24 protein-coding genes and 1 pseudogene are annotated in these 21,515 nt (G+C 64.8%); 14 read left to right on the forward strand and 11 right to left on the reverse strand.

Going from position 1 to position 21,515, the window contains the following annotated elements; genetic code table 11:
• The first annotated feature begins 20 nt into the window (after positions 1-20).
• From RUW20_RS14485 to gltX, 5 genes are all read left to right on the forward strand, one after another.
• On the forward strand, positions 21-359 hold the full coding sequence (locus tag RUW20_RS14485; RefSeq protein WP_313952935.1) for a hypothetical protein: 339 nt from the start codon (positions 21-23) through the stop codon (positions 357-359).
• 39 nt (positions 360-398) lie between these two features.
• Complete coding sequence (locus tag RUW20_RS14490) at positions 399-1,919, forward strand: DUF4384 domain-containing protein (protein WP_313952936.1); 1,521 nt, start codon at positions 399-401, stop codon at positions 1,917-1,919.
• Positions 1,916-2,479 (forward strand): sigma-70 family RNA polymerase sigma factor, encoded by a 564-nt coding sequence (locus RUW20_RS14495; protein WP_313952937.1) that lies wholly within the window; start codon positions 1,916-1,918, stop codon positions 2,477-2,479. Before RUW20_RS14490 ends, RUW20_RS14495 begins: the two co-directional genes overlap by 4 nt.
• A gap of 3 nt (positions 2,480-2,482) precedes the next feature.
• Positions 2,483-3,229, forward strand: coding sequence for an anti-sigma factor domain-containing protein (locus RUW20_RS14500; protein WP_313952938.1), 747 nt, complete (start codon positions 2,483-2,485; stop codon positions 3,227-3,229).
• A gap of 85 nt (positions 3,230-3,314) precedes the next feature.
• Positions 3,315-4,703, forward strand: coding sequence for a glutamate--tRNA ligase (gene gltX, locus RUW20_RS14505; RefSeq protein WP_313952939.1), 1,389 nt, complete (start codon positions 3,315-3,317; stop codon positions 4,701-4,703).
• Positions 4,704-4,759: 56 nt separating this feature from the next.
• On the opposite strand, the gene RUW20_RS14510 is transcribed toward gltX, so the two are convergent.
• The 6 genes and pseudogenes from RUW20_RS14510 to RUW20_RS14535 all read right to left on the reverse strand — a co-directional run bounded on the left by RUW20_RS14510 (position 4,760) and on the right by RUW20_RS14535 (position 8,179).
• The gene (locus tag RUW20_RS14510; RefSeq protein ID WP_313952940.1) at positions 4,760-5,308 is read right to left on the reverse strand and encodes a peroxiredoxin-like family protein; all 549 of its coding nucleotides are present in this window, start codon (positions 5,306-5,308) and stop codon (positions 4,760-4,762) included.
• 52 nt (positions 5,309-5,360) lie between these two features.
• A pseudogene (locus tag RUW20_RS14515) lies at positions 5,361-5,648 on the reverse strand (DUF1330 domain-containing protein).
• 34 nt (positions 5,649-5,682) lie between these two features.
• Positions 5,683-6,654: a zinc transporter ZntB gene (locus RUW20_RS14520; RefSeq protein WP_313952941.1), complete on the reverse strand. Its 972-nt coding sequence runs from the start codon at positions 6,652-6,654 to the stop codon at positions 5,683-5,685.
• Positions 6,651-6,887 carry a hypothetical protein gene (locus tag RUW20_RS14525; RefSeq protein ID WP_313952942.1) on the reverse strand — a complete coding sequence of 79 codons (237 nt, stop codon included), beginning with the start codon at positions 6,885-6,887 and terminating at the stop codon, positions 6,651-6,653. The genes RUW20_RS14520 and RUW20_RS14525 overlap by 4 nt, the downstream gene beginning before the upstream one ends.
• 44 nt (positions 6,888-6,931) lie before the next feature.
• Positions 6,932-7,810: a DMT family transporter gene (locus RUW20_RS14530; protein ID WP_313952943.1), complete on the reverse strand. Its 879-nt coding sequence runs from the start codon at positions 7,808-7,810 to the stop codon at positions 6,932-6,934.
• A gap of 75 nt (positions 7,811-7,885) precedes the next feature.
• Positions 7,886-8,179: a hypothetical protein gene (locus tag RUW20_RS14535; RefSeq protein WP_313952944.1), complete on the reverse strand. Its 294-nt coding sequence runs from the start codon at positions 8,177-8,179 to the stop codon at positions 7,886-7,888.
• A gap of 187 nt (positions 8,180-8,366) precedes the next feature.
• Here RUW20_RS14535 and RUW20_RS14540 point away from each other — a divergent pair, with 187 nt between their 5' ends.
• On the forward strand, positions 8,367-8,957 hold the full coding sequence (locus RUW20_RS14540; protein ID WP_313952945.1) for a 1-acyl-sn-glycerol-3-phosphate acyltransferase: 591 nt from the start codon (positions 8,367-8,369) through the stop codon (positions 8,955-8,957).
• 86 nt (positions 8,958-9,043) lie between these two features.
• Here the strand turns inward: RUW20_RS14540 and RUW20_RS14545 are convergent, their stop codons facing one another.
• Positions 9,044-9,721 carry a TetR/AcrR family transcriptional regulator gene (locus tag RUW20_RS14545; protein WP_313952946.1) on the reverse strand — a complete coding sequence of 226 codons (678 nt, stop codon included), beginning with the start codon at positions 9,719-9,721 and terminating at the stop codon, positions 9,044-9,046.
• A 69-nt stretch (positions 9,722-9,790) separates the two neighbouring features.
• On the opposite strand from RUW20_RS14545, the gene RUW20_RS14550 reads away from it, so the two are divergent.
• Both RUW20_RS14550 and RUW20_RS14555 read left to right on the forward strand, forming a co-directional pair.
• Positions 9,791-11,413, forward strand: coding sequence for a 4-hydroxyphenylacetate 3-hydroxylase family protein (locus tag RUW20_RS14550; RefSeq protein ID WP_313952947.1), 1,623 nt, complete (start codon positions 9,791-9,793; stop codon positions 11,411-11,413).
• 89 nt (positions 11,414-11,502) lie between these two features.
• A complete protein-coding gene (locus tag RUW20_RS14555) occupies positions 11,503-12,615 on the forward strand; it encodes an NADH:flavin oxidoreductase/NADH oxidase (RefSeq protein ID WP_313952948.1) in 1,113 nt (370 codons plus the stop codon).
• Between the two features lie 63 nt (positions 12,616-12,678).
• Here RUW20_RS14555 and RUW20_RS14560 read toward each other — a convergent pair whose 3' ends face one another.
• The 3 genes from RUW20_RS14560 to RUW20_RS14570 form a co-directional block, all read right to left on the reverse strand.
• On the reverse strand, positions 12,679-13,383 hold the full coding sequence (locus tag RUW20_RS14560) for a haloacid dehalogenase type II (RefSeq protein WP_313952949.1): 705 nt from the start codon (positions 13,381-13,383) through the stop codon (positions 12,679-12,681).
• Positions 13,384-13,550: 167 nt separating this feature from the next.
• Positions 13,551-14,216 (reverse strand): N-acyl amino acid synthase FeeM domain-containing protein, encoded by a 666-nt coding sequence (locus tag RUW20_RS14565; protein WP_313952950.1) that lies wholly within the window; start codon positions 14,214-14,216, stop codon positions 13,551-13,553.
• Between the two features lie 30 nt (positions 14,217-14,246).
• Positions 14,247-14,888: a polymer-forming cytoskeletal protein gene (locus tag RUW20_RS14570; protein WP_313952951.1), complete on the reverse strand. Its 642-nt coding sequence runs from the start codon at positions 14,886-14,888 to the stop codon at positions 14,247-14,249.
• A gap of 118 nt (positions 14,889-15,006) precedes the next feature.
• Between RUW20_RS14570 and RUW20_RS14575 the strand changes: the two genes are divergently transcribed.
• From RUW20_RS14575 to RUW20_RS14600, 6 genes are all read left to right on the forward strand, one after another.
• Positions 15,007-15,207, forward strand: a complete 201-nt coding sequence (locus RUW20_RS14575; protein ID WP_313952952.1) for a hypothetical protein — start codon at positions 15,007-15,009, stop codon at positions 15,205-15,207.
• A gap of 188 nt (positions 15,208-15,395) precedes the next feature.
• Positions 15,396-16,808 (forward strand): ATP-binding protein, encoded by a 1,413-nt coding sequence (locus RUW20_RS14580; RefSeq protein WP_313952953.1) that lies wholly within the window; start codon positions 15,396-15,398, stop codon positions 16,806-16,808.
• Positions 16,798-17,382: a permease gene (locus tag RUW20_RS14585; RefSeq protein WP_313952954.1), complete on the forward strand. Its 585-nt coding sequence runs from the start codon at positions 16,798-16,800 to the stop codon at positions 17,380-17,382. The genes RUW20_RS14580 and RUW20_RS14585 overlap by 11 nt, the downstream gene beginning before the upstream one ends.
• Entirely contained in the window at positions 17,379-18,773 is a 1,395-nt protein-coding gene (locus tag RUW20_RS14590) for a sigma 54-interacting transcriptional regulator (RefSeq protein ID WP_313952955.1), read from the forward strand. The genes RUW20_RS14585 and RUW20_RS14590 overlap by 4 nt, the downstream gene beginning before the upstream one ends.
• Before the next feature lie 146 nt (positions 18,774-18,919).
• Positions 18,920-19,729: a DUF2092 domain-containing protein gene (locus RUW20_RS14595; protein WP_313952956.1), complete on the forward strand. Its 810-nt coding sequence runs from the start codon at positions 18,920-18,922 to the stop codon at positions 19,727-19,729.
• Positions 19,726-19,938, forward strand: coding sequence for a hypothetical protein (locus RUW20_RS14600; RefSeq protein WP_313952957.1), 213 nt, complete (start codon positions 19,726-19,728; stop codon positions 19,936-19,938). The genes RUW20_RS14595 and RUW20_RS14600 overlap by 4 nt, the downstream gene beginning before the upstream one ends.
• 201 nt (positions 19,939-20,139) lie before the next feature.
• Here the strand turns inward: RUW20_RS14600 and RUW20_RS14605 are convergent, their stop codons facing one another.
• Positions 20,140-21,360, reverse strand: a complete 1,221-nt coding sequence (locus RUW20_RS14605) for an MFS transporter (RefSeq protein ID WP_313952960.1) — start codon at positions 21,358-21,360, stop codon at positions 20,140-20,142.
• Between the last annotated feature and the right edge of the window lie 155 nt (positions 21,361-21,515).

Genomic DNA, 21,515 nt, shown 5'->3' on the forward strand with positions numbered 1-21,515 from the left:
AAGCACAGGAGTCAAAGGACATGTCGAAATTATTCGCCTTTTTGTGGGCTGCCGCGCTGGCGTTGCCGGTCCTCGCCGGCACGCCGGATCTGCCGGATGACATCAACGCCCGTATCGCTCGTTCGAAAAGCGATCAGGCGGCGCAGGCTTCCGAGCGCGCCCGCGCCAAGCTCGACGACGGCGACGGTGCCGCCGCCCGGACCAATGGCGCCGGTGCCATCACCCAGCTCGACAATGGTTGTACGATCGCGGTCGGCAACGTCTTCGAGGACCAGAAGAAGATCGGCACATCGGCCCGCCGAGAAACGACCGTCATCATTACCGGTGACATCATCCAGGCTGGCAACAACTGTCGCTAAGCCTCCCAGTCATGCAGTCACTCAGCCCCTCCCGAGACCATGAGCCATAAATCGATCTGTCTGCTTGCCGCTGTTCTCGCCGCCTGCTCACCCCTGCCACCGAAGAGCGAGGATGTTCGCGCGGCGGTGAAGCCCCCGGACACGACGCCGCAGCGCAACGTCACCAATTTCTCCGACGCCCTGCGCTGCATGGACAAGTTGTACATCGGCTACGGCGTGCGCGACGTCAGCGTGGTTCTCGAGGATCTCGACGACTCGACGAAAAAGGTGAACGCCGGCACTCGCGACATGATGATGTCGGCGCTTTCCGACCAGACGCGAAGAAGCCGGGCCATCGAGGTGATCGCCTTCGGCAAGGACGCCAACAACACCGTCGCTTTTCTCGCCAATGCGCAAAAGCGCAGTGCATTTGCCGTCGTGCCGCGCTACAGCTTGCGCGGCTCGATCACGCAACTCGACGAAGGGGTGGTCAAGCGGCAGGCCGACGGTGGCGTGTCGCTGGGCAGTCTGCTCGGCCTGGGTGCTTCGGCCAGCCGACAGTTCAACGTTCTCGGCCTGGACGTGGCGATGGCCGACACTACCCGCCTGGCCCTGGTCCCCGGTGTCGTTTCGAAGAACCTGACGACGATCACCAAGGAAGGCGACGCGCTCGATTCGCAAGCGACCTTCAACAAGGTCGGGATCAATTTCAGCACCTCCTTCCAGCGCAGCGACGGTACCTCACAGTCGCTGCGCAACATGGTCGAGCTGTCGTCGGTCGAACTCTTCGGGCGCTTGCTCAAACTCCCCTACTGGAGTTGTCTCGGCGCGGAGGTCAACAATCCGGAAATCTCCAACGAGATCGAAGACTGGTTTGTCGGCATGGAGCGTGGCGGTGAGCTGACCCCCTATTTCCAGGCGCAGTTGCGTAACCGTGGTTTCTATGACGGGCCGGCGGACGGCACGGTGACTCCCGCCTTGCGCCAGGCGGTTGCCGCCTACCGCACAGCGGTGGGAATGGGCGGCGCGCCGAACGTCGATCTGGCTTTCTTCACCCGTTTTCTGGCCGGTCCCTTCCCGCCGCCACCCGCCCAGCCTTTCAGTGCCAGCGCACCGGCTGCGCCTGTCGCGTCCGGCGCGTCCGCTGCCAAGGCGCCGCGCATTGGCCTTGAGCTGCAGTCCGTGGCAGCCGATAGCCAGGACGGTGGGCTCGCGCTCAGGGTGCTGACCAGTGCGCCAGCCTACGTCTATTGCTATGCACAGACGGCGGCGGGCACGCTGCAACGGATCTTCCCCAATCGCTTCGTCAGCGATCCGCGGGTTGACCCCGCGACGCCGCTGTTGCTGCCCGGCAAACAGGGCTTCAAGTTGCTGCCCGGTACCAGCGACAGCGTGCCGGTGGCCTGCTTCGCCACCGCGCGCGAGATCTACAACGATATTCCGGCAGCCTTGCGCTGGGGCGATTTCCACGATCTCAAGGCGGTCCGCGAATTCAGCGACGTGCACAAGATTCTCGAAGGTGTGGCCCGCGAACCGGTCGCTACGGCAAGCGTCACGCTGAAGAGGACCGCCCGCCGGTGAGCCAGTCGGAGGTGCTGGCAGGCTTGATCGCACGTATTGCGCTGGGTGATCGCGAGGCACTGCGTGCCGCCTATGAGGCGAGTTCGGCACGGCTGTTCCCGATTGCTCTGCGGCTGCTTGGCGAACGCGCCCTCGCCGAGGATGCCTTGCAGGAGGCTTTTCTGGCGCTTTGGCACCATGCCGGACGCTACCGCCCCGAGCGCGCCCCCGCGCTGGCCTGGCTGACCACCCTGGTGCGCAACAAGGCGCTCGATATCGCCCGTGCGCGACCCCGGCATTTGCCGCTCGAGCGCACCGATGCGCAGGGGGCGAGCGTGCTTGAAGACGCGCCGAGCGCCGGCCTGACGCCTGAAGAGGCCCTGCTGCAGCGCTGCGAGGATGAACGCCTGAAGTACTGTATCGGCCAACTCGACGATCAGCCGCGACAAGTGCTGCTGCTCGCCTATTACGGCGGCCACACCCATCGTGATCTGGCCGACCACCTGGTGCAGCCGCTGGGCACCATCAAGGCATGGATCCGGCGCAGCCTGCTACGGCTGCAGACGTGCATGGCGCACTGAGCCATGCGCTACGACAATCCCGCTCTGCGTCTGCACCTGGCCACGGCCTACGCCCTGGGTAGCCTGACGCGGCGTGTGCAGGCGCGCTTCGAGCGGCTGATGCTGCACGATGCCGATTTGCGCGAACTGGTCGAGGAGCAGGCGCTGCGTTACGCACCGCTCGCCCTGGCGTTGCCGGCAGAGGCACCATCGCCCGCGCTGTGGACCCGCATCGAAAACCGCCTGGGCTTTGTCGACGCGCGCCCCAGCGCCGCCACAGGATGGCGCCAAGTGTTCAACCGGGCGGCATTGGGTTGGGTATTTACCGGCCTCGCGGCGGGGCTGGTCACGGGTTTCCTGATCGCGCCAGAGCGAAGTCTGACAGCCTTGCCATCGCCGGCAGCGCAGAACCAGTCACAGTTGCCGCCGAGCTATGTCGGGGTACTTGCCGACGATGCGGGTCGAGCCGGCATGCTGGTGAGCAGCCTGCGCCACGCTCGCGTCGCTGACGTCAAGTTCCTGCAGCCGCCGGAAGTCCCCGCGGGCAACTCCCTGTATCTCTGGGGCCTGCCGGCCGATGGCAGTGCTCCGATAGCCCTTGGCCCGTTGCCGCCCGGACAGAGTGTGAGCATGACGCTCGCCGACACGGCCGAGAAGCTGCTGTCGCACGTAAGCCGGCTCGCTGTCACGCTCGAAGCGACGGCATCTTCGCCGCCCACGCCGACCATGCCCTACCGCTATCTGGGTTTCTGCGGCAAGTTCTGGCGCTGACGGTTCCCGGTTCGCCGCATCGACCGCCGCTCGGCGGCGGCGTCTGGTCTAGAATGGGCACTTTGCCAGACTGCGACGAGAACTCATGATCCGCACCCGTTTTGCACCTTCACCGACCGGTTTCCTGCATATCGGTGGTGCGCGCACCGCCCTTTTTTCCTGGGCTTACGCGCGCCGCCACGCGGGCACCTTCATCCTGCGCGTCGAGGACACCGATCTGGCGCGCTCGACGCCCGAGGCGGTGCAGGCGATTCTCGACGGCATGCGCTGGCTCGGACTCGCACACGACGAAGGGCCGTTCTATCAGACGCAGCGGATGGCGCGTTACCGGCAGGTGATCGAGGAAATGCTCGCCGCCGGGACGGCCTACCATTGCTACATGGCGCCCGAGGAACTCGATCGCCTGCGCGAGGAGCAGCGTGCGCAAGGTCTCAAGGCACGCTACGATGGCACCTGGCGGCCGGAGCCGGGCAAGACGCTGCCGCCGCCACCGGCGGGCGTCTCGCCGGCGGTGCGCTTCCGCAATCCTGTTGACGGCGTGGTCGCCTGGGACGATCTGGTCAAGGGTCGGATCGAAATCGCCAACGCCGAACTCGATGACCTGGTGATCGCCCGTGCCGATGGCACGCCGACCTACAATTTCTGCGTTGTCGTCGATGATTTCGACATGGGCATCACGCACGTCATCCGCGGCGACGACCACGTCAACAACACGCCGCGCCAGATCAACATCCTGCAGGCGCTGGGCGTACAGGTGCCGTTTTACGCGCACCTGTCGATGATTCTTGGCGACGACGGGCAGAAGCTGTCGAAACGTCATGGTGCGGTCAGTGTCATGCAGTACGACGACGAAGGCTATCTGCCGGAAGCGGTGCTGAACTATCTGGCGCGCCTGGGCTGGTCACACGGCGATGAAGAGATCTTCTCCATGCCGCAGTTCTGCGAGTGGTTCGACCTCGACCACATCACGCCGTCGGCGGCGCAGTTCAACACCGAGAAGCTCAACTGGCTCAACGCGCACTATCTCAAGCGCGCCGAAGCGGCGCGGCTGGCCGCGCTGGTGCTGCCCCGCCTCGCAGCACGTGGCGTGACGGTCACCGACACCCCGTCGCTGCAAGCGATTGTCCACTTGCACCAGGAGCGGGTCGCCAACCTCAACGAACTGGCCGACCTGGCGGAGGTGTTCTACATCGACGTGCAGCCGAAAGCCGAACTGCTGGCCAAGCACCTGACGCCAGAAGCTTTGCCGGCTCTGGCCGATTTCGTCGCCGGGCTGCCGGCCATCCCCTGGGAGGCGGCGGCGATCGGCGCGCTGATCAAGGAGAGCGTCGCCAGGCACGGCCTGAAGATGCCGAAACTGGCGATGCCGCTACGGGTGCTGCTGACCGGTCAGGAACAGACCCCATCGGTCGATGCGCTGGTTGCTCTTTTTCCGCGCGAGACGGTGCTCAAGCGGCTGTCAGCCGCCGCTTAGCGACGCCTCCACGGCCTGCCGATGAACGAGCCGAAAGCCGTCAGCAGCCGGGTCGCCTAGACCTCGCCGGTGAATTCACCGCGCGCCGGGTAGTCCTTGGCAATGGCGAAGTCGATGGCCCCGAGCAGATCCTGAAACTGAGGACGAGCGAAGGGCATCGTCTGTACCGCGCCGTAGTACAGGGTTCCGTCGGGGCGAACCAGGAAGACGCCGGGTTCGCTGAACAGCGCCGGTTCTTCGATGCCGATCGACGTCAGCCCGCGCGAGGTGCTGATATACAGACCCCATTCGCGGGCGCTTTTCAGGCTCAGGCCGTAGGCGAAGCTGACGCCTTTGGCGCCGACCTTGTCGGCCATCTGCTTGCCGCGTTCTTCACTGTCGCTGCTGATCGCCACGATCTGAACGCCACGCGAGGCAAATTCCGGCGCCAGGCGTTCGAGTTCCAGCAGGTACTTGGTGCAGATCGGGCAATGCAGCCCGCGATAGAAGACCAGGAGGTCGAAGCGCTCGGCGGGTGAAGCGCCGAGGACGAAACTTTCGCCAGAAGTGAGCGGGACGTTTAGTGCCGGTACCGCCTGGCGAGGTAGCAATGCGTTGAGGTGCATCTCTGTCTCCTTATGGGTGATGGCGTGGGATGAAACGCAGGGCAGGCTGAGCTCAAAGTCCTTCGGTGACCACCAGATGGGACTTCGCGGTCCGCTCCCGGATGGCACGCAGGGGCTGATACTCGGGAGACGACCACCAGGCCCTGACACGGGCCATGTCCGGAAACTCCAGAATGACGCATCGCTATGGCGACCATGTGCCTTCAAGCACTTCGGTTTCTCCACCACGGGCAAGATAGCGCCCGCCGTGCGCGGCGATGGTCGCCGGTACCTTTGCCCGGTATTCCTCGTAGCCGGCGCTATCGATGATCTCGACGTCGGCGATCACGTAAGCTGCCATCTCTGTTCCTCCTCTGGGCTGACCAGAACGACGATCAGATCCATTTCATTCGTTTGAAAATCACATACTGAGCCAGGGCAAAGCCAACCAGGAGGATGCTGACATAGGCGAAGGCGGACTGGTTTTCCGTGCCCGGGACACCCCCGACGTTGATGCCCAGCAGGCCGGTAATGAGGCCCAGCGGGAGAAAGATGGCGGCGACGATCGACAGCACGTACATCGTCTTGTTCATTTGTTCGGACAGCACGCTGTTGAGTTCCTCCTGCGTGATTGCGGCGCGGTCGCGCGCCGAATCGAGGTCGTCAACAAATCGGGCGGTGCGCTCCGCGACTTCGCGGATGCGAACCCGGTCGACATCGTTCAGCCAGGCGACCCGCTCGCTCTGCAGTCGGGCCAGCACATCGCGCTGCGGCGAAATATAGCGTCGCAGGCCGATCGTCTGCCGGCGCAGATCGGCGAGCTTGGGGCGCAGGTGGTGGCCCTCCGCGGTCAACACCAGGTCTTCGAGTTCGTCGACCCCATCATCGATGTCGCCGATCACGTCACCCATGCGGTCGGCGAGCTTGCTCGCCGCCATCGTCAGGAACTCGCCAACGGAAGCCGGGCCCTTGCCGATTTCGATGCTCTTGTTGATATCGTCCATGGCCATCACCCGACGATGTCGCATGCTGATGATGCGATGCTCATCGAACCACATGCGGATGGCCACCATGTCGTCGAGGTCGGCGCCAGGATTGAAATTGATGCCGCGCAGGATCAGCAACAGGGAGTCGCCGGACGAAAGGACTCGCGGTCGTGTTTCCTGCGCCATCAGCGCGGCGCATGACACATCGTCGATGCCGCTGTTTTCGACCAGCCACTGCTTGGCGCCTTCGTCCGCGTAATCGAGGTGCAGCCAGAGAATCCCCTGGTCCGGACGCCAGCCATCGACGCCATCCCAGCCGATCGGCCGACCGGAACCACCTTCCAGGATGTACGCAAAAACCAGACCGCTCTTTGTACTCATGATTCCAACCCATTCATTCGTTCATTGACTATCGGGGCCGGCGTGCCCGGCACCTCGCAGCGCGCGTCCTTGTACGGCCCGCTCGACTTCTCCCAGCCATCGCCGGGGAGAGTTTGCGTGCAGAATTCCTTGCCGTTCAACTTGCTGCGCCATTTGTACCAGGGGGCCGGCGCGGCGAGAACGGAAATACAGAACAGCGCACATGGCAGCGCGATGGCGAACCTTGATTTCATGACTGGCCTTTCGCCGTGTCGGTGACTTCATGGCAAGCATACGTCTACGGGCGTTTGGTGGGAACGATTGGCTTGACGCCATTCGGCTGTCGTTTCTCCAGAATTACCAGCCCGATGCCGCCGAGAATGGCGACCGATGACAACAGCAGGCGTAGCGTCGCCGCCTCCCCGAGGAAGAGGATGCCACCCACCGCCGCGATGACGGGAACACTCAGTTGCACGGTTGCGGCACTGGTGGCTTTCAAGGCCGGTAGTGCGGTGTACCAGATCGCATAGCCAATGCCGGAAGCCAGTGCGCCCGACGCCACCGCGTACCAGAAACCCGCAGGGTCGATCGACGCACCGTGCAGCATCAATAGGCCCAACGCCGCCGCGATAGGAACGGCACGCAGGAAGTTGCCGGCCGTCACCCGGGTCGGATCACCCGCGGCTTTCCCGCGTAGGGAATAGATGCCCCAGGCCACGCCGGCGCCCAACATCAACAGGGAGCCGACCAGTGGCGGTGCCGAGAGACCGGGTAGCAACAGGCCGACCAGCCCGCCGACGGCGAGCGTCAGGCCGACCAGTTGCCATCTGCGCAGGCGCTCTCCCTTCCAGATGCCATGGCCGATCATCGTTGCCTGCACGGCGCCGAAAAGCAGTAGCGCACCGCTTGCGGCAGGCAGGCTCACGTAGGCGAAAGAAAAACCGGCGGCATAAGCGAACAAGGCCAGGGCAGACAGCCAGTTGCCCCTGCCTGGAGTGGTGCCCCGTTTCATTTGTACCACCAGTAGAAGGATCACCGCGCCGGAGATCAGGCGAATGGTGGTGAAACTGGCGGCATCGATGCTGGTGTGTTTGAGCGCGGCGCGGCAGAGCAGTGAATTACCCGCGAAGGCAAACATGGCCAGTGATGTCAGGGCAATTATGCGTAGATGTGGCATTCGCGGAGTTCCTTTGGGCTATCGCAAACCTGTCACTCGGGCGCTTGCTCGCGGGCCATCGCTTCCACGGCGAAATCAGGCACCGTTCGCCCGGCGAGCGCTTCTGACGTACGCGACGACAGCGAGCGCCGAAAGCAGGGCGAGCAGCGGGTAGAACAAGAGCAGGTCCACCCGGATGTTGCATTCACCCGCGCAGAGTATGCGCCAGCTTATTGCCTGCTCATACGCGAAGTACGCGAGCCAAGCCACGGCCGCTACCAGAACCAACGGCTTCCTGCAGCGCCAGAAGAGGAACCCGAACACCGCCGCGGGAAGGAGTGCCAGGAACGGCCAGCCGATGAAGAGGCCGAGGATAATGCCGATATCCATATCAGTGCCTGAGGTCTGCGGCAAGGCTATCACTTTGCCGGTTGCCCGAACTAGCGAAGCCATCGTCGCGCCGATCAGCATCCGCCGCTGACACGCCGGACACTGTAAGACATAATGCGCCCTCTTCTTGAACGCGGTGCTCGGCCTCCCGGCGAGCTGCTTCGCGCCACTTTCTGCAGGCAGACCGATGCACCGCACCATCTTCGGCACCCCCATCGTCAACACGCTGCTGCGTGCTTTCTCCGTGAGCTTTCTCAAGATCACCGGCTGGAAGGTCGAAGGCAGCTTGCCGCCCGGTGCCAGCAAGAGTGTGTTGATCGCCGCCCCGCATACCAGCAACTGGGACCTGCCCTACACCCTGATGGTGGCCTTCGCCTTGAGGCTGAATATCTACTGGATGGGTAAGGCGCAGATCTTCAGGCCTCCGTTTGGCGGTCTGATGCGGTGGTTGGGCGGCATACCCGTGCAACGCGAGACCGCCAACAATCTGGTCGCCGCGTCGGCAGCGGCGATCACGGCGGCCGACGGTCCGCTGCAACTGATCGTGCCGCCCGAGGGCACCCGCAGCAAGGCGCGGCAATGGAAGACCGGTTTCTACTACATCGCCGTCAGTGCGCAGGTGCCGATCGTCCTGGCCTACATGGACTACGAGAAAAAGATCAGCGGCCTGGGCGCGGTCTTCGAGCCGACCGGCGATATCGACGTCGACATGGCCGCGATCAAGGCCTTCTACGCGCCGTTCAAGGGCCGCAATGCCAGGCAGTTTCACGCCGACTGAGTGTCGCCGGGTAGGGCGGCCGATGGTCACCGACGGCCGATAACCGCCGCGGAGCGGGGTCGGCCGGGCCACGCAGGTGGCGCTGATCAACGGCCCTGCAGCCTGTCCGTCAGCTGGTCGAGGTAGCGCTGCAGGAGTTGCGGCGCCTGCTGGCGAAAGATGCGGATGCGTCCGGTATGGATCAGCACCAGCAGACCGACCATGTGCGCGAAAAGGGCGGTGACTTCGATCTCCGTCGCCGCGGCATCCAGACCGAACTCCGCGAGAGCGTCGGCCGTCGGCTGCAGCGTGGCGCGCAGCCGGGCGTTGAGCTGTGCATCGAGTTCGCGGGTCAGGCCCAGCGGCCGTACCCCCTGGAACAGATAGAAACCGAGATCGAGATCGCGCGGGTTGTCGCTGTAGAAATCGAAGAACGCGCCGGCCTTGCTGTTTACCCGGTCGACGGCGCTGCCGGCAACCGGCGCTTCGGCCACATGCGCGTTGAGGCGGAGCAGGGATTCCCCGAGCAAGGCGGCGTAGATCTCTTCCTTGCTCGCGAAGTAACTGTAGATCGCGCCCGGTGTGTAGCCGGCGCGCCTGGCGATCTCGCGCAGGCTGGCTCCCTCCAGCCCCAACTCGAAGAAAGCGGCGCGCGCCGCATCCAGAATCAGACCACGCCGCAGCTGTGCCATCGCGTCCGCGCGCAGCGCACGCGCACCCCCGTCAGGCGCCTGCTCGGTGCCCAGCGTTGCGCTACTCGGCGGTCGCGGTATTGACTTGCTCATGGTCGAATTATACGATGGACGATAAACTGAACACCGTTCAATACATCCATTTTTTTTGGAGCGACGAGCATGGAAAACAGCGATCAATCCCCTCTCTCCGACCGGCTGATGAGTGGCAGTGATTACCGGGAATCGCTTCGTCGTTATCGGCCGCTGGTCTATGTCGACGGTCGGCAGATCGAGTCTGTTGCCGATGCGCCCGAGTTGCGGCCGGGAATCAATGCGCTGTCCGTCACCTACGACTTCGCGCGGGACGCCGGGAAAGCGCCCCTGATGACTGCGCGACAGTCGACGCGGGCGAGCGTGGTGAACCGGATGCTCCATATCGACGAGTCGGCGGGCGATCTGCTCAACAAACTGGAGGCGGTTCGCCTGCTCTGTCAGGAAACCGGTTGCGCGCAGCGCTACCTCGCGCACGACGCGCTCAACGCCATCCATCAGGTCAGTGCGCGCATCGACGACGCCAAGGGCAGCAGCGAGCATCGGGCGCGCTTCGCCGACTACCTGATGCACGTGCAGGACCAGGACCTGTCGCTCGGCATCGCCATGACCGATGCCAAGGGCGACCGCAGCAAGCGTCCGCATCAGCAGGACAACGCGGATGCCTACCTGCACATCGTCGAGCGCAACGGCAAGGGCATCGTCATCTCCGGTGCCAAGGCTATCGTCACCGGCGCTGCCTACATGCACGAACTGCTGGTCATGCCCTGCCGCAACATGGGGCAGGAAGACGCCGACTTCGCTGTCTGCTGCGCCGTGCCGATCGACGCCAAAGGCATCGCCGTCGTTTCGCGACCCGCCGGTCGCCCAGGCGAAAAGCCCGAGCACGGCCAGCCGCTGTTTTCGCGCCGCTATGGCCAGGCTACCGCGGTGGTGCTCTTCGAGCGCGTTTTCGTTCCCTGGGAACGGGTGTTCTATGCCGGCGACTGGGAACACTCGGGGGTATTGACCTACAACTACGCGACCCATCACCGCCACAGCTGCATCGCCGCCCGGGCCGGCTTCGGCGACCTGTTGATCGGCGCCGGCGCGCTGATGTGCGAAGCCAACGGCTTCGACCCCGGCGCCAAGTCGAACCTGCGCGAGACGATGGTCGAACTGATTACCATCGTCGAAGGATTCTTTGCCTGCGGCGTGGCGGCCAGTGTCTACGCCAAAGCCGACGACGCCAGTGGCAGCTTCATGCCCGACCCGGTGTTTGCCAACATCGGCAAGCTGCTGCTCGGCACCAAAATCTACGACATGCACCGGCTGGCGCACGAAGTCTCCGGCGGGCTGATCGTCGCCCTGCCGGGTCCGGACGAGGATCACAACCCGGCCACTGCTGCCAGCCTGGCCGAAGTGCTGCGTGCCAATCCCGATGTGCCCTACGAAAAACGCATCGAGGTGGCGCGCTTCATGGAGGATCTCACCGCCTCCTACCAGGCCGGTTGGTACTCGGTAATCAGTCTGCACGGCGGCGGTTCGCCGGCGGCGATGAAGCAGGAGATCTGGCGCAACTACCCGGTCGGCGACAAAGTGGCGCTGGTCGAGCGCCTGCTCGATCGCGGCATCCTCGACGATCCCGCGCGGCCGATCACCCGCAACCGCCAGCCGGGCCGCTGCTGCGACAGCGGCTGTACGCAGCCGGGACAGGCGGTGATGGTGCCGTTGCCAGCGGCCGGCATCGCCGGGACGAAGTCGCCGACCTGAGGGCAATCGCGGCACGCCAGGCGGCTGCAGTCGCCAGAGCGCCAAGTCCGGTATCCTGAGACGCTGTACAGCCCTCCGGGAAGCAGATCATGAGCCAACTTTTCTCGCCCTTTTCAATCGCCGACCTTCACCTGAAGAACCGCATCGTCATCGCGCCGATGTGCCAATACTCTGCCGAGAACGGCTGTGCGACCGACTGGCATCTGATTCATCTCGGCCATCTGGCCCTGTCGGGTGCGGGTTTGCTGATCATCGAGGCGACGGCGGTCGAGGCCGAAGGGCGGATTACGCCGGGTGACCTCGGGCTGTGGTCGGACGACAACGAACGGGCGCTCAAGCGGGTGCTGGCCGCGGTGCGCAGGCATTCGTCGATGCCGATCGCCATCCAGCTGGCGCATGCCGGCCGCAAGGCGTCGAGCCATGTGCCGTGGGAGGGCGGCCAGTTGATCCTGCCGGAACAGGGCGGCTGGCACCCGGTGGCGCCATCGGCCATTGCGCACGCGCCGGACGAGCCAGCACCGCTGGCGCTCGATCGGGCTGGTCTGCAGCGTGTGTTGCAGGCCTTTGTCGCGACCGCGCAACGGGCGCAGCGCCTGGGTATCGACGCCATCGAGCTGCATGCGGCGCACGGCTACCTGCTACACCAGTTTCTTTCGCCACTGGCGAACAGCCGCGAGGACGAATACGGCAGCTCGCTGGAGAAGCGGATGCGTTTCCCGCTGGCGGTGTTCGATGCCGTGCGCGCCGCCGTGCCGGCGGCGATGCCGGTGGGCGTTCGCCTCTCGGCGACCGACTGGGTGGAAGGCGGCTGGGATCTCGAGCAGAGTGTCGTCTTCAGCCAGGCGCTGCGCGAGCGCGGCTGCGCCTTCATTCACGCCTCCAGCGGCGGCGTCTCGCCGCGCCAGGAGATTCCGCTTGGTCCGGGTTACCAGGTATCGCTGGCCGAGACGATGCGTCGTGAAACCGGTTTGCCGACCATCGCCGTCGGCCTGATCACCGAAGCGTTGCAGGCTGAGGCAATCATTGCCGAAGGGCGGGCTGATCTGGTCGCGTTGGCGCGCGGCATGCTCTTCGACCCGCGCTGGCCGTGGCACGCCGCAGTCACGCTGGGCGCCGAAGTCGAAGCGCCACCGCAGTACTGGCGCGCGCAGCCGCGTGGCGTGACTACTCTGTTCGGCGACGCGAAAATCGGTCAGCGCTGAGCGTCAGGCCGACGCCGATCGCGAGACACCCGGGGAGTGCTCCGGAAGCTCCGGGGCCTCTGGTCACGCCTGGAGAAGGCGAGCGAGATCGAGCAAGCTGGCCGCCGAAAAATCCACCGGCACGCTCGCTGACCTCTCGCCGGTGTTCGGGCCGAACTCGTCCGGGCGGGCAATGAAGGCGGTGCGCAGGCCGGCGGACGCGGCGGCAGCCAGGTCGGACGAATGCGCGGCGACCATCATCGTCTCTTCCGGTGCGAGGTCGAAAGCATTCGCAGCCGAGAGGTAGACGATCGCCTTCGGCTTGTAATCCGCGGCGACTTCCGCACCCAGGATCGCATCCCAGACGAAACCGTTGTGTCTGGCCAGATCGACCATCAGCGAAATGTTGCCGTTGGAGCAAGGGGCGAGGCGAAATTTCGTGCGCAGTTGCAGCAGGCCAGGTGCGACATCCGGCCAGGCATCGAGTCGGTGCCACGCCAGGTTCAGCGCGGCACGGGTCGCTTCGTCGACCTGATCGAGGCCGCGGTCGGCGAGAACCACGTCCAGATTCCGGCGGTGCAGACGGTCGAGTTTCGAGAACGGCATCCGCCCGGTCCGCACTTCTTCCATCGCCGGCTGGTACTGATCGCGCCAGGCGTCGGCGAAGCCATACCAGTCGACTTCGATGCCGAGCGGCGCCAGATGCGCGCGAGCCTCCCGGGCGATCGACGTGCGCCAGTCGACCAGCGTGCCGAAGACGTCGAAGATCAAGGCGCCAATCATGTTCATCACACCTCCAGGCAAGAGGGACGCCCGCGCTGACGCTCGAACGGCCCGACATCAGGATCGCCGACCGTGCCGACCGTGCCAACCGTGCCAACCGTGCCAACCGGGGCGAACGGAAATGGCAGGCCCCCATCCCGCAGTCCTGATCCAAACATCACGCCCCGGTCGAGTCAAGTGTTCCACGAGCGATGGGTGGTCGCCAAGCCAAAGTCCTCCACCTGGCGATGGAGAAGAACCGCCGGCGCATTGACGCGCGGGCACTGCCGCAACTCGCCAATCTGGCGGAAGCCCCACAGACGTTGATAGTACGGGGCGTGACGCGGATTGACTTCCGTTACCAAATCGCTCGCCCCGAAGACCTGCGCCGCATGTTGAGGGCAGGCCTGGATGAGGGTGATCAGCAGGTCCGACGAACTGGAGTTCGGGGCCACCGCCAGCCTGATTACTTCGCAGAGGGTCCGGTCGGGGCGGCGCAGGCGGTCCAGTTCCCGCGCGTAAAGCGCATCGGCGAGCAAACCGGCTGGCGAATCTCGGCCCAGGGTCAGGGTCGCCAGGATTTCATCGTCGTGCCAGGCAGCCAGGGTCAGGCGGTTTGGCTCCTCTGCCTGTGGCTCGACCGACTCGCAGTGGTAGCCGCGCCTGGCATACACCTGCCGCACCAGCATGCTGGCCATGCCATGCTGGTGCGCGGTCCGCGCCGGACGAATCTCGTAACCACTGCGGCGCGGCAGCAGGGGCGGCCGCAGGCCGTGGTCGGCGTCGAACAGTCGCACGGCCTGTTCGCCAGGCGAGAAAGATTTTTCCAGAAGCCCGCAGGCGTGGAGGGTGGTTTGCATGAGGGGATCCCGTGGTGAGTGTCGGCGTGCTCAGCTGGCGGCGTTGTTGACCGCGACCAGCGCTTCCCGCACCGATCGGGCGCGCGGCGCGAGGTCCTCGGAGAGGACGTTGATTTCCCCGCACAGTTCACCGCCCTCGTCGACCACCAGCTTGCCGTAGCGAATCTTGCCGCGGACCCGCCCCGTCGAATGAATGATCAGCTGGCAACGTGCGGTCAGCTCACCTTCGAAAGTGCCGTGGATCTCGGCGATATCGATGCTGACCTTGCCGACGAATGCCCCGCTCTCGGCAATCCGGATGACCCGGCTGTCCATCGTCGCTTCCACCCGGCCTTCAACCACCAGGGTGTCGCAGTCCTGGATTTCGGCGCCCTTGAGCTTGACGTCCGGGCCAACCAGCAAGCGTGCTTCGATCAGCTTGTCGTTGGCCGGCGACTCGCGCGGCAGCGCCATCGCCGGGGCTGCCGACTGCGGGGCAACGGGATCCTGGGTGCCATCTTTCGTGCCGGCCGCGGCGGCATCGTTCGTGGCATTCTTGGTGGGCGTCACGCCAGCTCCCAAGGCAGGCGCGTCCGGCTTGGCGCTGGGGCCGGAGATGGGGCCGGGGATTGGCAGACTATCGCGGCGGGTGATCGGCTCGTTGCGGTTGAAAACGTTGGGTTTGTTGAACATTGCTATTCCTTCCTGGTGGTGGACGACGCGGACTTCTGCAGGACCTTAGCGAGATCCGTGCCACAGCCAAATTACTTTTTCAAATCAGTCCGATAGCTGTCGTTGTTGAGCTGCCACATTGGTTTTGCCGCTGAAAGCGTCGGGAAAAAACGACAAGGTCTCCGGTCTTTCTTGGAAAAGCTTTCCGGTACAGGGACTTGACTTGTCGCCAGACAGCGACAAGGCGAGCAAGTCTTTGAGCAAGAAAGAGATTTTTTTGCCGAGTGAGGCGGCTCCCGGCTTCGCGGGCGGCAATCTGTTGCGCACGAACGCTTGCTGACCGTCTAAACTGGCTGTTCGTGCCGCGCTTGCGGGGATCGGCAAGCGGGTTTCGGGACCTCGGGCTGGGCTGTCGGGCCATCGCCGCGTTTCGCCCCTGGCCGGATCAGCGAATCCGACCTTGTCGGGCGGTCGCCCGCGTAACAGACCACCACCCTTTTCCACCGCCGCCAAGAGACGGCCATTGCCATGATTCGACTATCGTTCCGCCAGAGCATGCTGGCCGGATTCCTGTTGATCGCCTTGCTGCTGAGTTGGGCCGCGGTACGCAGCTGGCTGGTGCTCGAGCAGTTTGTCGACAACAGCCGGCAAAGCAGTGAACAGGCTCTGCAGCTCAGCGCCTCAACCCAGGAACTCGCCGAACGCACGGTCGATCTCGAACGTGGCGCGCGCCAGTTCATGGTGCTCAAGGACTTGGCGCTGCTCGATCGAGTCGACGAAAATGTTGCGCACGCGCTGACCGTGGTCAAGCGCCTCGAATTGCTTCCCGCGGAGGCGGTTGGCGAGCTTCCCGACGACTGGCGGCGGACCGTCGAGCGCTTCAGCCAGACCCTTCACCAATCAGCACCGGAGGCCGAGCTGCTCGCTTCCGTCGGCCGGCTTGCCGAAGTCAACGGCGAGCTGAGTCGCGGTGGCCAGCGCTGGATCGATCAGCAGAAGGCAAGCACCCTGGCGGCACTTGAAGAGAGCCGCCAGCAGCTCACTCGGCTGGTGGCGGCGGCGGTGAGCGGGGCGTTTCTGGTCGCTCTGGCGATGAGTTGGTGGCTATCCCGACCGATCGGCAGTATCGAGCGCGCGATCGAGCATCTGGGTGAAAGCCGCTTCGACGAGCCGGTGACGGTTGGCGGGCCGGTGGATCTCCGGCAGGTCGGGCGCCGGCTGGACTGGCTCAGACGGCGTCTGGAGGCGCTGGAGTCGGATCGGGAACGCACCTTGCGGCATGTCTCGCACGAGCTGAAAACCCCCCTGACCGCTTTGCGGGAAGGCATCGCCTTGCTGCAGGAACAGGTGCTGGGGCCGCTCGGTGGGGCGCAACAGGAAGTGGTGGACATCCTGCAGCACAACGTGATGGCCTTGCAGGGCGATATCGAGAGTTTGCTCCGGCTCAATGCCGCTTCCTTCGAGGCCCGCCGTCTGAGTCACCGGCCGCATGCCCTGCGCAAGCTGCTGGCCGAGGTGGTGCGCGGTCGGGAGTTGCAGATTCAGGCTCGCCAGTTGACCGTCGCTTGTGACGCGCCGGCGATCACGCGGACGCTGGACGGGGAGAAGTTGCTGGTCGTGGTCGACAACCTGCTCTCGAATGCCATCGACTTCAGCCCGGAAGGGGGCGTCATCCGCCTGCAAGCCAAAGCCACCGGCAAGCACCTGCAGATCGCCTGCATCGACCAGGGGCCGGGCATCGCGGCGGAGGATGCCGAGCGCATTTTCGAACCCTTTGTCCAGGGCGGCCGCACCGCCCCGACGCCGCGACAGGGCAGCGGCGTCGGCCTGTCGATAGTCCGCGAACTGATGACGGCGATGGGTGGGCAGGTCCTGCTGCTACCCGCTGACGGGAACGCGCCCGGGGCGCATTTTCAGATAGAGGTGCCCTGTGAGCAGTAGAGTCGACGGGCTGTCGATGATGGCAGCGCGCTTGCGCAGCCGGGCGCTTGGGCTGCTGACCGCCGCCTTGCTGGCCGCCTGTGCGACGCCACCCGCAGCAGTGCCGGATGCATCGCCGGCGCCGGCTGTTGCCAAGGTCGACGAGACGGCGATTTCGCGGCTGCTCGACTACCTGCAATCGCTTTATCGCCTGTCGCCGCAGAGGCTGCTGCGCGAGCGCAATGTGCTGTCGGCCATTCCGCCAACGCCAAATGTTCACCTCCGCCTGGCCATGGTGTTGGGGCTGCCGCAGGGACCGGTGGATCTGGTGCGGGCGCAGGGTTTTCTGGAAGGCGTGCTGAAGGCCAACGATCCGGCGGCAGCAAGCCTGCACCCACTGGCGCGCGCCCTGGCCAATCAATACCAGGAACGTCTGAAACTCGAAACCCAGAACGAAAAACTTGCCCAGCAGTTGAAGGAAAGCCAGCGTCGGAGCGCTGAGCTGCAGGACAAGCTCGACGCCTTGAGTGATATCGAACGTTCTTTGCCCGCCCGCCCGACCGCCGGCAGGCACTTGCCCGGAGCCTTGCAATGAGCCCGCCCGCGAAGCCACATTCTGCCCACGTTCTGGTCATCGATGACGACGGGGATCTGCTGCGCCTGCTCTCCATGCGCCTGCTCGCCTGGGGCTTCCGGGTGTCGACGGCGGCTTCGGCCGAGGAGGGTCTGGCGCGTATCGCCGTCGAAGCACCGCAACTGGTGGTCAGCGATATCCGCCTGCCGGGCAAGGACGGGCTTGCCCTGTTCGAGGAAATCCACTCTACCCGGCCGACCCTGCCAGTGATTCTGCTGACCGCTCATGGGACGATTCCGGACGCCGTGCAGGCGATGTCGCGCGGCGTCTTCGGCTATCTGACCAAGCCTTTCGACAGCAAGGTTCTGCATGAAAAGATCGAGCAGGCCCTGCAGCTTTCCCCGGCCCGTTCGGCAGACGAGCCGGGCAGCGGCGAGGCCTGGCGGGAGGGCATCGTCTTTCGCAGCAGCCGGATGGCGGAACTGATCGAGGAAGCGCGGGTGGTGGCTTCTTCCGACGCCAGCGTTCTGATCCGCGGTGAGAGCGGCACCGGGAAAGAGGTGCTGGCGCGGGCGATCCACCGCGCCAGTCCCCGTGCCCGGGCGCCGTTCGTGGCCATCAACTGCGGCGCGATTCCCGAGCAACTGCTGGAGTCGGAACTGTTCGGCCACGTCCGCGGCGCGTTCACCGGCGCCGCCAGCGCGCACCCCGGCCTGTTCCAGTCGGCCGACGGCGGCACGCTTTTTCTCGACGAAATCGGCGACATGCCGCTGGCGCTGCAGGTCAAGCTACTACGCGTGCTGCAGGATCGGGCCGTGCGACCGGTCGGTGCCACGCGTGCCGAGCCGGTGGATGTGCGGGTGCTTTCCGCCACCCACCGCGACCTCGAGGTCGCCATGGCCGAGGGCCAGTTTCGCGAGGATCTCTACTACCGCCTGGATGTCGTCACCCTGACCCTGCCGCGGCTGGACGAGCGGCGCGAAGACATTCCGCTGCTGGCCAGCTGTTTCGTCCAGCAACTGGCGACCAAGTATGGCAAGGATGTCGCCGGCATCGCCCCGGAGGCGCTCGCCGCACTGGCCAGCGCCGCCTGGCCGGGCAATGTCCGCCAGCTCTACAACGTCGTCGAGCAATCCTGCGCGCTGGCGACCACGCGGCTGATCCCGCTGACCCTGATCCAGCGCGCCCTGCGCGTCCCGACCATGGAGGCCCTGTCCTACGCCGAGGCGAAGCAGCGTTTCGAGCGCAACTACCTGGTGCAGCTTCTCAAGCTGACCGATGGCAGCGTCGCCGACGCCGCCCGCATCGCCGACCGCAACCGCACCGAGTTCTACCGCCTGCTGCAGAAATACGAGCTGACGCCGGCGATGTTCCGCGGCGCTCCCGGCAACACCGGCCTGGCCGATCGCTGAACGCCCTGGTCGTCACCTGGCGTAGTCAGAACCGTCGCGGCGGCCGGTGCCGTGCCGGCGCGTGCTTGGCCATGCCGATTGACGTTAAACTGAGCTGGCTGACACGGTTCCAGACGCAGAACCGCAATTCATGAAGGTGACCTTGAATGACCATTGATGTACGAAACCTTGTAAATCTCTCGACCCGCAGCATTCCCGCGCTGGCGTTTTCCGTCGCGCTCGGCCTGGGGATATCCACCAGTGCGGGCGCCGACGAGGCCGATGCCAAGCGATTGCTCAAGGGCATGTCGGATTACCTGGCCGCCCAGCAGGCCCTCTCGTTCAGCTACGACGCCACCCTCGAGGTGGTGACCCAGGAGGATCAGATTCTTGGCGTTGCGAGCTCGGGTACCGTGGCACTCAGGCGGCCAGACAAGATCCGCGCCACGCGCGCCGGCGGCTTTGCGGATGTCGATATGTCGTTCGACGGAACCACGCTGACCATCCTGGGCAAGAATATCAACAAGTACACGCAGATCGAAGTGCCCGGGTCCATCAGTCATCTGGTTGACGTGCTGCGCGACGAGTACGGCCGACCGCTCCCCGCTGCGGACCTGCTGCTATCCAATGCCTACGATGTGCTGATGCAGGATGTGGTCGACATCAAGGATCTCGGCAGTGGCGTGATCGGTGGCGTCGAGTGCGATTCGCTGGCCTTCCGCACCAAGGACGTTGATTGGCAGATCTGGATCGCTCGCGGTGAAAAGCCCTATCCCTGCCGTTATGTCATCACCTCCAAGCAGATCGCCAGCGCACCGAGTTACACCGTTCAGATCAGGGACTGGAAGACCGGGAAGGCTGTCGCCGCAAGTGACTTCAAATTCAAGAACAGCAGCAAAGCCGCCAAGGTCACGCTTGAGGACCTCAAAGGTGCGGGCGACCTGCCCGATCATTTCGTCATAGGAGAAAGCAAGTGAGAAGCTTGAAGCCAACCGCAGTTCTGGTGATCGCCGCCGCCGTCATCGTGTTCGGATCTGAATTCGGGGAACAGCTCTCGATTCCGGGGGTTCACGGTGTCATCCCGAGTGCCGAAGCCCGTGTCGGCCGGCCCCTTACCCCGGTCAGCGTGGCCGGCGTGGCGCGTCGGACCGTGCGACGCTGCGCGGTAGGGGTTTATCGCTGCTAGGCTGTGACGCCTTGCGCTTCTCCGGCGGTGTGATGCCGGAGGAGCGCAGGCTGCTCAGTGCCTCGAACACTGCCAGGGATGACGGTGATGCCCCGACGGCGCCAGATCAATCCACGCGCTCAAACAGGGCCCTCCGTACGCTGCGTCGGCGACGCGCCTGGTCAGGGCTGACCGCACTGTCCGCCATCGGGTCGTCAGCCATCAACTGCCTGTAGAAACCGGCATCACCTGGACCTTAGCCTCGCGGATCGGCAGATTGAAGAGCGCCGCCGCGGAAGCCAGCGCCATGTCCGCGTACCACATCCACGCATAATCGCCCTGCACGGTGATCGCTATGCCGCCCAGATAGGCGCCGAGAAAGCCGCCAATCTGATGCGATAACAGGGTCAGTCCGAACAATGTCGCCAGGTAGCGGATACCGAACAGTTTGCCGACGATGGCGGCGGTCGGTGGCACGGTGGCCAGCCAGGTAAAGCCCAGTCCGGCGGCAAACAGGTAGAAGGTCAACTCGGTCTTCGGCGCCAGCAGATAGACGCCGATCAGTGCCGCGCGCGAGGCATACATCCAGAACAGCACCATCTTGCTGCGGTACCTGTTGACGCAGGAGCCGGCGTACAGGCTGCCACCGATGTTGGCCAGGCCGATGATGGCCAGCGACCAGCTGGCCACGGCGGGGGGGAGACCGCAGAGGGCGACCTCGCCCGGCAGGTGGGTGACCAGAAACGCGATGTGGAAGCCGCAGGTGAAGAAGCCGAGATGAAGCAGGATGTAGCTGCGATCGCCCATGGCGCCGCAAACGGCATTCCACAGTCCGCTATCGCCCGGATGGATCTCGTGCTTCGGCGCTTCGTGCCGCGTCAGCGCGCCGATCATCGGCAGTGCGGCGAGGACCATTACCGCCAGCGACCACATCGCACCCATCCAGCCAAAAGCGCTGATCAGCTTCTGCAGCACCGGCGCAAAGACGAACTGTCCGAAGGAGCCGCCGGCGTTGATGATGCCAGACGCCGTGCCACGCGCCGCGACCGGCAGGCGCTGGGCCGAGGCTCCGATCAGCACGGAAAAGCTGCCGGCGCCCGACCCGATGGCGGAGAGCAGGCCGAGCGACACGATCAGGCCGAATCCCGAATCCATGAACGGGGTCAGCGCGCTGCCGGCGGCGAGAATGATCAGGCCGCCGACCAATACTTTCTCGGGGCCGTAACGGTCGGCGATCGCGCCGGCGATCGGCTGGACGGCGCCCCACATGAACTGGGCGACTGCCAGTGCCAGGCTGATCGTGACGACGCCCAGCCCGGTGCTGGTGTTGATCGGCGACACGAAGAGCCCGAGCGACTGCCGGGCGCCCATGGTGACCATGAGAATGCCGGCGGCGGCCAGGGTGACCGTCCAGGCGCCTTTCGTGTCGAGAGAGCGAAACATCATGCAGCTTTCTACCGGGGGGCCACCGGTCGTTTACAGGGATTGAGCTGGTTGCCGCTATTGTGAAATACGAAGCACTCGTTACGAACATTTTCTTCTGAGGTATGAAACGGGTTTCTGTTTCATGGAGGCCGTGCCAGCGTTCCCTGCGCTGG

Source organism: Accumulibacter sp., from assembly GCF_032229525.1.
GTDB lineage: Bacteria > Pseudomonadota > Gammaproteobacteria > Burkholderiales > Rhodocyclaceae > Accumulibacter.